Raw genomic sequence first — 12,710 nt, 5'->3', positions numbered from 1 at the left:
AAAAGGATACTCATTCATAACCTTATATGTTAAAATAATTTTTCATGTATAAGGATTTGGGTACAATGCCTATTGGCACTGTTTTTGATAATAAACACAGAAATACAGTATAAACGCTGTCCCGGTTAAAGTCCATTTAAACGAGCAAAACGACCCGGCAAGAGTTGCAGATAAATTGCACTGAACAGAGACTTCCGGAATACCGTCTTTAACCGTTTTTGTCCGCACAAAGGCGGCTATCTCAAGAAATTGCTGCAAAGAATGAAGTAAAATCCGAAACCTCTAAAACTCCGAACCGGAAGTTCCGGGAATTCCGGAAGCTACCGGCACCCTACGAAGCTCTCAAGTCAAAAATAAGAAGTCGGGTTGAAAGGGAAAGTTAATTAATGTTTGTGTTGATTTTCAAAGGACTACCTTAAATCTTACCAAAAAGTAATGGTCTACAGTACTGATCTATATGGAAAATAATGGCATGAATACCCTCCTGGAGGCCATCGAAATACGGGCCCGGGCAAAGCGGGCTAAGGTGGCTATGGGAATAAGGGAACCCACCCCGAAGCTTCTTGAAAGTGCATGGAGGGCTCAGATGCTGGGCTATGCACAGGTCGTCCTGGTGGGAAACAAAAAGGAAATTGACGAAATCGGGACCGAGCTTGAGGTAGTTGATACCGAAGATCCCGAAAAAACCCTCATCGAACTCCTCATCTCAAGGAAGGTCGATGCTGCGATCCGGGGGACTGCAAAAGCTTCCGGAACCCTTACCAACCTGAAGCTGGCCCTGGGCATGAGGAAGATCTACAGGCTAGCCCTGCTTTTGACGGTTGACGGAACGCCTTTTTTCCTTGCCCCTGTGGGAATTGACGAAGGGAACTCCCTTGCGGACAAGATCCGGATGATTACCCTGGGCGCAGAACACATCAGAAGGTTTGGGGTAGAACCGGTCGTTGGCGTGCTTTCCGGAGGCAGGATGGGAGATATAGGAAGGGACAGACGTGTGGACCGGACCCTTGCGGACGGGGAATTCATAAGCAGCCAGGTAGCGGAACTCGGGATTAAGGTTAAGCACCATACCATCCTCATCGAAGACGCCATAAAGGAATCTAACTTCATCATGGCCCCTGACGGCATCTCAGGAAACCTCATCTTCCGGACAATCGCTTTCCTGGGTGGAGGAGACGGGCTCGGGGCTCCCGTGCTGATGGACGACTACGTCTTTGTGGATACATCCAGGGTAGGCGGGCACTTCACAAAAGCCATCATGCTTGCAAGTGCGCTTTCCCACCTGAACAAGGAAAGAAAAGAAGGGAATTAATGAAGAGAATCCGTGAAGGGAATCCATTAAGGAGATTTATTGAAGGCTATTCGTGAAGGATTTATGAAGGAAATTAATGAAGGGGATTCATGAAAAAAAATTGAAAAAGACGATTCATGAAAGTAATTAATTTAGCTTATTAAATAAAGGTGATTAATTGAAGGTTGCAGAAAACTGGCCGGTGGTAAAAGGAGACTACAGGGTAGGGAATCCTGAATCGAGGATTGCGGTAGTAACCCTTGCAAGCCACCTGGAAGCATATCCCGAAGCTGCGCTCTGGGGAAGTTCCAAAACCGAAAACCTCGGGGTCGAAAAAATAATCGTTAACACTATTTCGAATTCGAATATCAGGTACATCCTGGTCTGCGGGACCGAGTCAAGAGGCCACCTTGCAGGCCAGTCCCTGCTTGCAATCCATGCTGGCGGTATCGATGAACAGGGCAGGATAATCAGGTCCGAAGGGGCAATCCCTTTCATAGAAAACGTCCCCGGAGAGGCAGTCGAGCGCTTCCAGCAGCAGGTTATCATGCTGGACCGAATAGGGCTTAACGATACGGAAGAGATCCGGAAAATCGTGGATGAGTACAGAAACAAAAACGAAGCATATCCCGAAGAGCCCCTCGTCGTCTGCTCCCCGAAGAAAAAACAATGTTCTCTTGCAGTTCCCGTTAACGGGGACGTGATTATTTCTGAAGAATTTGTTATGGATGCAGAGGCAGGAATAATTTGCCCGGCTGAAAGCCTCTGAAACAGAGCAAATGTACAGAAGCGATAAAAGTTGAATATAATTATATTAAACAGGCTAATTTTGAGGATTCAAAATGTTTAAGTTCCAGAACGAACAGGAAATCGTTAACATTGCAGGGGTAAAGGTAGGCGGGCAGCCCGGAGAACTCCCGACAGTGCTTGCAGGAACCATTTTTTATAACAAACACGGCATTGTGGAGGACGCGGCAAAAGGCCTTTTTGACAGGGCAGCAGCCGAAAAGGTGGTCAACCTGCAGGAAGCAAGTTCTGAAGAGACCGGAAACCCCCACATGGTACACATTTACGGGACCACTCCCGAAAGCATCACCCGTTATATCGACTTCATTGCAGAAGTTTCGGATGCCCCATTCCTCATTGACTCCTCCGAGGGAAACGTGCGGGCACACGCTGCAAAATACGTAAGCGAAATCGGGCTTGCGGACCGGGCTGTTTATAATTCCATAAACATGAGCATCACGGAAGCAGAAATCGAAGCCCTGGCAAGTTCCGATATTGACAGTTCCGTTATCCTCGGCTTCAATGCCATGGACTCCTCCCTGAAAGGAAGGATGGACATGCTCGAAAACGGAGCCGGGCTGCTCGAGGAAGGACTCCTTTCAATTGCCGACAGCTGCGGCATCGTCAATAAACTGATCGACCCGAGCATCACCCCCATGGGAAACGGGGCAGGGGTCGCCCTCAGGATGACAATCACTGCCAAGGCGAAGTGGGGACACCCCACAGGTTCGGGGATCCACAACGCTCCCTCGGCCTGGAACTGGCTGCAGCGGAAAAAAGAAGAAGACCCCATTGTGTACAGGGTCTGCGACATAGGTTCGACCTGCCTGCAGCAGGCAGCCGCAGGGGACTTCATCCTCTACGGCCCTATCGAATACGCAAAGTACGTATTCCCCATGGCTGCCATGAGCGATATTATGATCGCAGAAGCCGTAGCGGACCTTGACATCGAACCCTCGGGCAGGCACCCCATTAACCTGCTGGTCTGAGCAAAATTCCAGACCTGAGTAAAATTTCAGAGATAGTTTTAACCAGTTCAAATAAAACTTTCCGGCTGCCTCCCCGCGGCCAGAAAGGAATCTTTTTTCAGAAATTATGCTTCCATAAGTATTTACTTTTTTGAATTAGAAATCCATAGTATAATTTTCCTGAAATAGGGTCTATTCCATAAGAGTCAATTCCAGTAAGAGTCAATTCCAGTAAGAGCCAATTCCAGTAAGAGTCAATTCCAGTAAGAGTCTATTCCATAAGAGTCAATTCCAGATAGCACTGAAATTCAGGGGAGTGGTAAACTGGCTATAATCAAGAATAAAACCAACCATACCATCCGTTTTGTGGCTTACCGGGCTGACGGGACCGAGATGCACCAGAAGGCGACCAAAATTCCACCGGGACAGAGCCGCTATGTGAGCAAGGATTACGTAGGGGACATCGACTGGTTCATCGTCACGGCTTTTCTGCCAGAGAGCAAGGTCTACGACCATGTGGACGTGGACCTCCTGCCAGCCGTGAGGGACGCAGACGATGCCCTTGCCTTTGCCAAGGTGGGAGTAGAAGAAAAATTTGTCTTTGCGGAAGATTCCGAAAAGAAAGAGTTCCGCTTCTACCATGATGAAAACGAACCAGAAGAGGAGATCCACGGCTGGTAAGCCCTGATCGTTTTCAGAAAAATACAGGGAAAAATACCTTTTCGTTCCGTTTTCTTCCCAAACCCCCTTTTTTCAACCTGGTCCTTACAGTATCTTTTCCCGCTTTAGCCCTGCTTGCTTATAACCCACCTGCCCAGACCCTTTTTTTGCCCGCTTATTTATAAATCCCAGGACCTCCGGGCTCTCCCGCGGGGCTTCCTCTCCCGCGAGCACAGCGGACGCACATGCCTTTCCTGTGATCCATACACTCTCCGCAGACAAGTTTTCCGCAAATGGGACAGGTATACAGTTTTGCCGATTTCCCACAAATTGCACATAAACCCATTACTTCCAGAATCCCAACCTCCTAATGATTCCGGTTAAAAAATGAACTTGAGGAACTATAAACGTTTCCGGGCATAAAAGTTTCAGGGCATAAACGTTTCCGGGCATAAAAGTTTCAGGGCATAAAAGTTTCCGGATAGAAGTTTCAGGGAATCCCTGGAGAAAAAAGTCACTGCACCGAACAGGAAAGAATTAAGAAAAAAAGATGTGCAGGAAGAAAGAAAAAGAAAGGAAGGAAGAAAGAAAAAGGAAGGAAGGAAGAAAGAAAGAAAAAGGAAGGAAGAAAGAAAAAGGAAGGAAGAAAGAAAAAGGAAGGAAGAAAGAAAAAGGAAGGAAGGAAGGAAGGAAGGAGAAGGCCCCCCTCCCGGATTGAATTTCAATGCGGTTCTTAGCCGACGGACTTATTTCGAATCAGTTGAAATTTTAATCAGTCAACGATTCCGCCCGTGTTTGCGGAGTGCACGGCACGCTGGTACCTTGCCAGGTAGCCGGTTACTTCCTTTTTAGGGGGTACGAAAGCAGCCCTTCTCTTTTCCAGTTCCTCCTCGGAAACCTTCAGGTTCAGGGTTCTCTCAGGGATATTGATCTCGATCAGGTCCCCGTTTTTCACGAGGGCGATCGGACCGCCTTCACTGGCTTCGGGGGAAACGTGTCCGATGCAGGGGCCGCGGGTCCCTCCCGAGAAACGGCCGTCCGTGATAAGGGCCACGGAATCGATCATGCCCATGCCCACGAGGGCGGCGGTTGCAGCGAGCATTTCCCGCATACCCGGACCACCTTTCGGCCCTTCGTAGCGGATCACCACGATGTCCCCCGGCTTTACCTCGCCTGAAAGGATGCTTTCCATGGCGTCTTCTTCACACTCGTAAACCCTGGCAGGCCCGGTGTGGACGCGCATCTTCTCGTCCACTGCAGCCTGTTTCACAACCGAGCCGTCCGGGGCAAGGCTGCCCTTGAGGACTGCAATTCCGCCTTCGGCATGTTTCGGGTTTTCGAGGGTTGTGATGATTTCCTTATTGAGCTTCGGGTTTACGATCTCGTACTCTTCCAGGTTTTCCCCGATGGTCTTTCCGTTCACTGTCAGCTGGTCCCTGTTGAGTTTAGGAGCAAGCCGCTGGAGGATTGCCTGGACTCCGCCTGCCCGGTCGAAGTGGAGCATGAAATTCGGGCCGCCGGGGCGGAGGGAAATCAGGTGGGGAGTTGTCCTGCTCAGCTTGTCAAAGGCTTCGAGCGGGAGGTCGATCCCGAACTCGTGGGCAAGGGCCGGGAGGTGCAGGGTCGTATTGGTGCTGCCCCCGACTGCCATGTCTACCATGATGGCGTTTTCAAAAGACTTGAGTGTAACCATTTTTCTCGGGGTGATGTTTTCCTTTACGAGTTCCACGATGCGTTCCCCGGACTCCTTTGCGATGCGGACCTTCTTTGCGTCAACGGCATGGGCAGTTGCACAGCCGGGAAGACTCAGGCCGAGCGCTTCGGTCATGCAGGCCATGGTGTTTGCCGTAAACATCCCGGCACAGGACCCTGCACCTGCACAGGAAAGGTTTTCAAGCCTTTCGAGCTCTTTTTCGGAAAGTTTGCCCGCCTTGTAGGCTCCGACCCCTTCAAACACAGAGATCAGGTCCGTGTACTGGTCTTCCACGTAGCCGGGCAGCATGGGCCCTCCTGTCACCACAATGGAAGGGATATCAAGCCTGCCGGCTGCCATAAGGTGCCCGGGCACGATCTTGTCGCAGGTAGGGATCATGACCATCCCGTCAAACTGATGGGCTTTTACCATCAGCTCGATGGTGTCCTCGATAACTTCCCTGCTCGGGAGGGAATATCTCATGCCTTCGTGTCCCATAGCGATCCCGTCACAGACTCCGATGGTGTGGAATTCGAAAGGCACCCCACCGGCATTCCGGATCCCGGCTTTCACGGCCTCAGCCAGCTTGTTCAGGTGGATATGCCCCGGAATGATATCGTTCCAGGAGTTTACAACGGCGATGAACGGTCTCTTCATTTCGGAATCCGTAACCCCGGTTGCTTTCAAAAGTGAACGGTTAGGGGCTCTTTCAGGGCCCTCTTTGACGATGGAACTTCTCATTGTGAATCTCCTTATGATCTGACGGTGTTATAGAATAGGAAAAAACTTCATAGTATAAAACAGGTTGGTGGAAAGCAGATTAGGGGAAAGGAAAGCTGTAGTTTCCTGAAAAGGAAGTAAAAAAGATAAAAACCCGTTAAAATTTTTCTCATTTGTCCGCTTGAATGAGAGATACTTGCACAAAAAGGAAATAAAATATAATAATACACATATATTTATATAGCCAATCCGAGTTCCTCAGGGATTGAACAGACCTGGTGAACGGGTCATTCCGACCTGCATCTACAAGATCACTCCATTTAACAAACAGATTACTAGCAACTTTTACAACCCCAAAATGGTCGTACCTGTTCACCAACTTTTTTTCACCCGGCTTCCGGGAAACATTTATCGGGAAACCGGACAGCTTACTTCCCATGTACCGCTGGGGCCATAAACTTATTTTGAAAGCTCGGTCCTGGCAGGCTACTGGTCCATCTGGGCGGCAGGGGAAACGCCTCAGAAATTTTTGAAGTCCTGGACTCGATGCTCAATAACGAAAAATGGAGCCCCAATTTCAGTGATTTCACTTTTCCCTACGGTTTCTACGGTCCGGAAGAATATGGGAAATGGCTCGAAGACGCAGGCTTTTCCCCCGCCGCATGGAACTTATCCCGAAAGACATGCTGCTCGGAGGAGAAGAAGGCCTCAGGGCCTGGATAGCCTCGACCTGGTACCCCTTCATCCAAAAAATCCCCGAAAGCCTGAAACAGGAATTCATATCCAAACTGGTAGAGCATTATATCAAAAGCCATCCCCGGATGCCAAAGGAGCTGTCCATGTCAGGATGGTAAGGCTGGAAATCGAAGCGTATCTGGAAGAATGAAGCAAAAAGAGCGGGAAAAGAAGGGAAGGGGAAAGGAAGGGGAAAGGAATCATGAAAAGGAGGAGAAGAGCGACAAAGCCGGTCATGGGGCTCCATCGCAGCATCTTTCTGGAGGTTTTATGCTTTTGGACGTATTCTTGCTTTTTTGTATTCTTGCTTTTTTGTATTCTTGCTTTTTTGTACTCTTTCTTTTGTTGCCATTTTCTGCTTTTTTCTACATTTTGCCCTTGTTCTTTTGTTGCCATTTTCTGTTTTTGCCATTTTTTTCCGTTTTTCATGCCATTCTTATGCCATTTTCTCCGGTATTCCATTCCACTGATTACGCCATTTTTTTGCCATTTAACCTTTATCACCTTGCTCCCGATTTTCGGGAGCTTTAACGGTATTAAGTACTTTTTGGATTTACCCGGTAATAGGAGTTCATGAGTGGCTCAGGCTTCCCATAAGGCACGATACTGCTGGAGAGTACCGGATGTTTATTCCTACCCGGTAACCAGTAGGACAATAAAGGAACACGGAATCTTGTTACCTTTTTAATAATATAAATAATTTTCGTCTTGTTACCTGTATAGAACTGATATTTAGCATTAAAAAAACTGATATTCGATAAAAACCCAATTATATAAAGAAGGGTAAAGCCTCAAAGGGACCGACAAGATAGTACGGAAATTATGCGCAGGCGGTGGGGAGGAAATGGACAGCGAGAATTCAAAAAATAACCAGGAAATTCCGAATGAAGGCCATCCTGAAAGAGATGACGATCCGAACGAAAGGGGAAAAGCCCTTCAGGAAGCCATGGAAAGGGAAGAGGCCCTAAGAACCATTATCAACAACAGCCCTGTGGTGGTCTTCCTCTGGAGGAACGAAGAAAAGTGGCCTGCGGAGTTTGTTTCGGAAAACGTGGTCCAGTTTGGGTACACGGTCGAGGACTTCATCTCGGGACAGGTCCTGTACGGAGACATAATCCACCCCGACGACCTGGCAAAAGTGGAGGAAGAGCTTGAAAGAAGGATCATGGGAGGGGGCAAGGACTTCAATATGGAGTACAGGGTCCGAACAAAAACCGGAGACCTGCGCTGGGTAAACGAAAGGACATTTATCCAGCGGAACTCGGACGGGGAAGTCAGCTATTTCCAGGGGATTATCCAGGACGTAAGCGACCGGAAAAAGAGCGAAAAAGCCCTCAAAAAAGCCCTTGAAATGCAGGAAATACTCAAGACCGTTATCAGCAACAGCCCGGCAGTGGTCTTTCTCTGGAAAAACGAAAAGAAATGGCCTGCGGAGTTCGTTTCGGAAAACGTGATCCAGTTTGGGTACACGGTTGATGACTTCATCTCCGGAAAGGTCCTGTACGGGGATATAATCCACCCCGAAGACCTGGCAAAAGTGGAGGAAAAGCTCGAGAAGAGGATCATGGAAGGGGCTGTGGACTTTAACATGGAATACAGGACCCTCACGAAAGCCGGGGACCTGCGCTGGGTGAATGAAAGGACTTTTATCCAGCGGAACTCGGACGGGGAAGTAACCCATTTCCAGGGGATTGTCCTGGACATCAGCGAGCGGAAAAAGAGCGAAGAAGCTCTTAAGGAAGCCCTTGAAACACAGGAAGCCCTCAAGACCGTAATAAACAACAACCCTGCGGTTGTTTTCCTCTGGAGAAATGAAGAGAACTGGCCTGTGGAATTTGTCTCCCAGAACGTGGTGCAGCTCGGGTACACGGTGGAAGACTTCAGTTCGGGAAAAGTGCTCTACGGAAACACTGTCCACAAAGACGACATTGGAGCGGTCACCGAAGCCCTTGAAAACTGCATAAGAGAAGGGCGCGACTCTTTTGAAATGGAATACCGGATCTTCACCAAAGACGGAAATCTGCGATGGGTTGAAGAGAGGACCTTTATCCAGCGGGATCAGGAAGGCAAAGCAACCCATTTTCAGGGCATAGTTCTGGACACAACCGAGCGCAAGGAAGTTGAAAAAATGCTCGACATCCAGCGGGAACTCGGGATGTCCCTGAGTTCGACCTGGAGCCTCCAGGCCATGCTAAATGAGGTCCTGGAAGCCTGCCTCCGGGTAAACGGGATTGATGCGGGAGGCATATACCTTAAGGACGAACTCCTGGACCAGATAAACCTGGTAGCGCACAGGGGGATTTCCCCCGAGTTCAAAGAAAAGGTTGGCAGGTATCAGGCCAATTCCAGGGAAGCAAGGCAGATCTGGATTGAAAAGCCAATCTATACAATGGATTTCTACTCCGAAGAAATGACTGATGCGATAAGGAAGGAAGGAATCAAGGCAGTTGCGATAGTCCCCCTGAAATACAGGGGAGAAATCATAGGCAGCCTGAACTTTGCCTCCCATACCCTGGATAAGATTCCCCGGAATGCCCGGAATTTCCTCGAAAGCATCGCCCTCCAGATGGTAAACTATATTGCTCCGATCCGTATCGAAGCGGACCTTGCATAAGCTCCGGACCGGAGACAAATCGGACCTGCCCGAATACCTCTAAAAGCAGACGAAATCCTTATTTAAAATTATTTTTATAAATAATGCTGGATCGGGGAGTGAAAACGCAAGAACCCCTTTATTATGAGTTGTTATGCGAGGGAGTCTTCGTCGGGAAATTCACTTAATTTCAGGAATAAGCCTGAGACCAGGGAAACAAACCTGAAACCAGGGAATACGCCTGGCTGTAAATTTTTACTTCCTGTTTACCCCGGGCACCATATTTGTCCGGTTAAAGCATGTAAATATAAAAATAATGTCGGCTAAAGTGATGCCAGAAGTGATGTCGGCTGAAGTGATGTCAGCAAAGTGATATCGGCTAAAGTGAAGTTAGCGAAGTGAAGTTAGCGAAGTGATATCGGCTAAAGTGAAGTTAGCGAAGTGAAGTTAGCGAAGTGATGTCAGCTAATAGTAATATCATTAGAGTGGGGGATACCAGTTGAAAGCAATAGTTGTCTATCTCAGTACTTCCGGAAATACAAAAGCGATGGCAGAAGCCATAGCTAAAGGGATTGAAGCGATGCATGTAGATGTAAAAGCCGTCAGTTTCTACGACGCAAAACCCGAGGAACTGAAGGAAGCGGATGCAATAGCAGTCGGTTCTTCTACATTCTACTACAAAATGCTGCCTCCCATGGAGAAATTCATGAGCGAGACCCTTGCCGGCATAAAACCTGCAGGAAAAGTCGGAGCTGCCTTCGGGTCCTACGGCTGGAGCGGAGAAGCGCCCATCGTGATTGCGGAGCAGATGCGAGAAATGGGAATGCACGTTATCGATCCGGTGCTCCGTATCCTGCACAAGCCCACGGACAAGGACCTCCAGGAATGCAAGAGACTGGGGGTAGATATGGCTGAAACGCTGAAACAGCAGGTTAAACCGGCATGATCGTAAAAAAATATAAACGGTTATCCTGTGACTTTGCGATTCAACAGATTGCCATGAGTTTGTTCCGGAGCTGTGCGGTTTACTCCACATGAACAATTTGTTTCAGGGACATAGCCATTCAAAGGTTACGGAACCTGCTCAATGGAAATTTCAATCCTTCTCCTGAATTCTTCGGGATTTTCGGGGACCAGGGCAACTGTCCTGAAAAACCCCGTTTCTTTTGTGATGACCACGGACCTTCCGTGTTTTCCCACAAAAAGCAGTTTGCGCCCTTGAATCCTGAGGCCCCATCCAGTATACCAGGGGAATTTTCCCATGAGTTCCACGGAGCGGATCTCGGAAAAGGGAATGTGGTACTTGAAAGGGGGATAGGTTACAGCCACACTGTCAAAGGTGATCCTGAATTTCATCCCGAAAAAGCCCCACATCCCAAAAAGGAAGAGGAGCAGGACAATGGGCAGGAAACGCCTCTCTCCGGGATCCGCCCCGAAGCCGAAAAGCCCGTAAACGGAAAGTACGTAAAAAACCAGGATGGACAGAAAAATGGCGATAATCAGAGTTTTTACCCTTGTGTCGTAAGAAGCTCGCTGTTCGTAAAAGCCCGGTATAAGGTTTCCTCCTGCTTCAGCTTGAAGAGTAATTTGAAGAGTAATTTGAAGAGTAATTTGAAGAGTAATTTGAAGAGTGCAATAAAATTAAGCAGGGAGTAGATAAACTTTGTTAATATTGTATGATTTAGGAGGGGTATGTAAATGAAAGACGTCTCGGAAGGTATTATAGAAAAGAAAATTGAAGAAGAGTTCCACATCTGTGAAAATTGCGGGTACAGATTGGGTTTTCACGTTTCTTTCCAAAAAAAGGCTGACTTTTTTGAAGTCATACTCATCTGCCCGAACTGCGGACAGCGTCACAGGGTAAACTGGTTTGTCAACCTTGCCTGAGATCAGGTTTCATGAGGAATCAAATCAGGTTTATCAGGAATCGAATCCGGAGTTTTCAGCAGGGACTTTATCGGGGGTTCCTTCAGGAATTTCCGTGATTTGCTCCGCATTTTTGAGCAAGTGCTTGAAAAGTTCCATTCCCCACTTAAGGGAGGATGAGTCATAACTTACCAGGCTTTCCCCGTCAAAGTGTCTTTTTCTGGAGAAAAGAGAGAGGTTCATTGAGTCGTCGGTTACTGTCAGGCTCGCAATTCTCAGTTCTCCGGAATACAGGAAAAGCGTTACGTTTTCCCGGCTCAAAAAGTGCAGGAGGTCTTCCCTGTAATCGTCTATGCAGCGCTGAAGCACCGGTTCTGCCACAAGAAGAGAGATTTCCACCCCTTTATTTGCAATATCCCGGCAGAGGGTTATAAGAGCAGGGTGGAAGTAGGCTATGCTTTCAAAGATGTGATCCGCTCTATTGAGGTTATCCATGAATTCCGGGTCAAATTCGAACATCCGCTCAAGGTCAGGCCTTATCAGTTTGCATTTCCCTAGTTCCCACAGCCGCTTCCGAAGCTCGGGAGGGATTCCACACAGGTCCCTTTCAGCCCAATATTCAAAGTTCTCCTCAAAAAGTTCCAGGGTGCTTACAATAGGCTCCATTTTTTCAACCAGAACTTTTCCTATAGGGGCAAGTTCGTAGGTTTTGTCCTCCTGGAGCACCAGTTTCTGTTCTTTCAACTTTTTAATCTGAGGCAGGATAGAAGTAGAACTAACCTGAAGGGTTTCCTTGATTTCATCTATGTTTTTCGGCCCGCTTTTCAGGAAGAGAAGAAGATTTTTTCTCTTTTCCGAAAGAAAAACCATATCCATCAGTTCGGACTTCACCCTTAGGCCCCCATATCAATTCAATAATTTTTTAAATAAACTACGAAGGAAGTTTATATAAGTTGTTGCTACTCCCAAAATACCTGCATATCAGGAAATGATTCCACTATTCATCCCCGCATTTTTGCCTTTATGTCTGATGATATATAAAAGTTTACAAAGGATGAAAGGGAAATGGAAAAGTTATAATGAATAGGCCCCAATAAAGTCACAATTTTCCCATTTCTCATAAAAACCCGCACAACCCACAATCCACAAAAACTCAACAGATTTCGGAAGGCCGGAAATGATTTTTTATGAATGAGCATATCCCAAAACTCAATATTTGTTCCTTTGAATCTCTTATTTTAAATAAGTAATCTGGGTTCGGATCACGAAAAAGAATCTCAAAAAATTACAGCTAATTAAAAAATTGGTTTTGGGATAAACTCAATAAGAAAAAACTTTTGTTAATAGTTGTTACTATTAAGCAAAATAGTTGTTACTATTAAGCAAAAGTCATCAAAC

General features: G+C 47.4%; 14 protein-coding genes. 11 read left to right on the top strand and 3 right to left on the bottom strand.

Annotated elements, in window-relative coordinates; all coding sequences use genetic code 11:
- The first annotated feature begins 472 nt into the window (after positions 1-472).
- The 5 genes from mtxX (at position 473) to MSMTP_RS19675 (ending at position 4,423) form a co-directional block, all read left to right on the top strand.
- Complete coding sequence (gene mtxX, locus MSMTP_RS05800; protein ID WP_231582929.1) at positions 473-1,312, top strand: methanogenesis marker protein Mmp4/MtxX; 840 nt, start codon at positions 473-475, stop codon at positions 1,310-1,312.
- Positions 1,313-1,493: 181 nt separating this feature from the next.
- Positions 1,494-2,060 (top strand): tetrahydromethanopterin S-methyltransferase subunit A, encoded by a 567-nt coding sequence (locus MSMTP_RS05795; protein WP_231582987.1) that lies wholly within the window; start codon positions 1,494-1,496, stop codon positions 2,058-2,060.
- A gap of 73 nt (positions 2,061-2,133) precedes the next feature.
- Positions 2,134-3,066, top strand: coding sequence for a tetrahydromethanopterin S-methyltransferase subunit H (mtrH, locus tag MSMTP_RS05790; protein WP_048178214.1), 933 nt, complete (start codon positions 2,134-2,136; stop codon positions 3,064-3,066).
- Between the two features lie 345 nt (positions 3,067-3,411).
- On the top strand, positions 3,412-3,726 hold the full coding sequence (locus MSMTP_RS05785) for a hypothetical protein (RefSeq protein ID WP_156153695.1): 315 nt from the start codon (positions 3,412-3,414) through the stop codon (positions 3,724-3,726).
- A gap of 529 nt (positions 3,727-4,255) precedes the next feature.
- Complete coding sequence (locus MSMTP_RS19675; protein ID WP_197076154.1) at positions 4,256-4,423, top strand: hypothetical protein; 168 nt, start codon at positions 4,256-4,258, stop codon at positions 4,421-4,423.
- A 54-nt stretch (positions 4,424-4,477) separates the two neighbouring features.
- On the opposite strand, the gene ilvD is transcribed toward MSMTP_RS19675, so the two are convergent.
- Positions 4,478-6,139, bottom strand: a complete 1,662-nt coding sequence (ilvD, locus tag MSMTP_RS05775; protein WP_048178211.1) for a dihydroxy-acid dehydratase — start codon at positions 6,137-6,139, stop codon at positions 4,478-4,480.
- 608 nt (positions 6,140-6,747) lie between these two features.
- Here ilvD and MSMTP_RS19010 point away from each other — a divergent pair.
- The 4 genes from MSMTP_RS19010 (at position 6,748) to MSMTP_RS05750 (ending at position 10,392) form a co-directional block, all read left to right on the top strand.
- Positions 6,748-6,972, top strand: coding sequence for a hypothetical protein (locus MSMTP_RS19010; RefSeq protein WP_156153694.1), 225 nt, complete (start codon positions 6,748-6,750; stop codon positions 6,970-6,972).
- A 28-nt stretch (positions 6,973-7,000) separates the two neighbouring features.
- The gene (locus MSMTP_RS19670) at positions 7,001-7,384 is read left to right on the top strand and encodes a hypothetical protein (RefSeq protein WP_048178209.1); all 384 of its coding nucleotides are present in this window, start codon (positions 7,001-7,003) and stop codon (positions 7,382-7,384) included.
- Between the two features lie 313 nt (positions 7,385-7,697).
- Positions 7,698-9,467, top strand: coding sequence for a PAS domain-containing protein (locus MSMTP_RS05755; RefSeq protein ID WP_048178208.1), 1,770 nt, complete (start codon positions 7,698-7,700; stop codon positions 9,465-9,467).
- A gap of 478 nt (positions 9,468-9,945) precedes the next feature.
- Positions 9,946-10,392, top strand: coding sequence for a flavodoxin domain-containing protein (locus MSMTP_RS05750; RefSeq protein ID WP_048178207.1), 447 nt, complete (start codon positions 9,946-9,948; stop codon positions 10,390-10,392).
- A 125-nt stretch (positions 10,393-10,517) separates the two neighbouring features.
- On the opposite strand, the gene MSMTP_RS05745 is transcribed toward MSMTP_RS05750, so the two are convergent.
- Positions 10,518-10,718: a hypothetical protein gene (locus MSMTP_RS05745; RefSeq protein WP_197076153.1), complete on the bottom strand. Its 201-nt coding sequence runs from the start codon at positions 10,716-10,718 to the stop codon at positions 10,518-10,520.
- Positions 10,719-10,742: 24 nt separating this feature from the next.
- On the opposite strand from MSMTP_RS05745, the gene MSMTP_RS19665 reads away from it, so the two are divergent.
- Both MSMTP_RS19665 and MSMTP_RS05740 read left to right on the top strand, forming a co-directional pair.
- Positions 10,743-11,102: a hypothetical protein gene (locus tag MSMTP_RS19665; protein WP_197076152.1), complete on the top strand. Its 360-nt coding sequence runs from the start codon at positions 10,743-10,745 to the stop codon at positions 11,100-11,102.
- Between the two features lie 42 nt (positions 11,103-11,144).
- Entirely contained in the window at positions 11,145-11,333 is a 189-nt protein-coding gene (locus MSMTP_RS05740) for a hypothetical protein (RefSeq protein ID WP_048178205.1), read from the top strand.
- Positions 11,334-11,366: 33 nt separating this feature from the next.
- Here MSMTP_RS05740 and MSMTP_RS05735 read toward each other — a convergent pair whose 3' ends face one another.
- On the bottom strand, positions 11,367-12,203 hold the full coding sequence (locus tag MSMTP_RS05735) for a winged helix-turn-helix domain-containing protein (protein WP_048178204.1): 837 nt from the start codon (positions 12,201-12,203) through the stop codon (positions 11,367-11,369).
- Between the last annotated feature and the right edge of the window lie 507 nt (positions 12,204-12,710).

This window comes from Methanosarcina sp. MTP4, assembly GCF_000970045.1.
Lineage (GTDB): Archaea > Halobacteriota > Methanosarcinia > Methanosarcinales > Methanosarcinaceae > MTP4.
The sequence above is the reverse complement of the archived record's forward strand: the minus strand, read 5'-3'. Positions and strand labels throughout refer to the sequence as shown.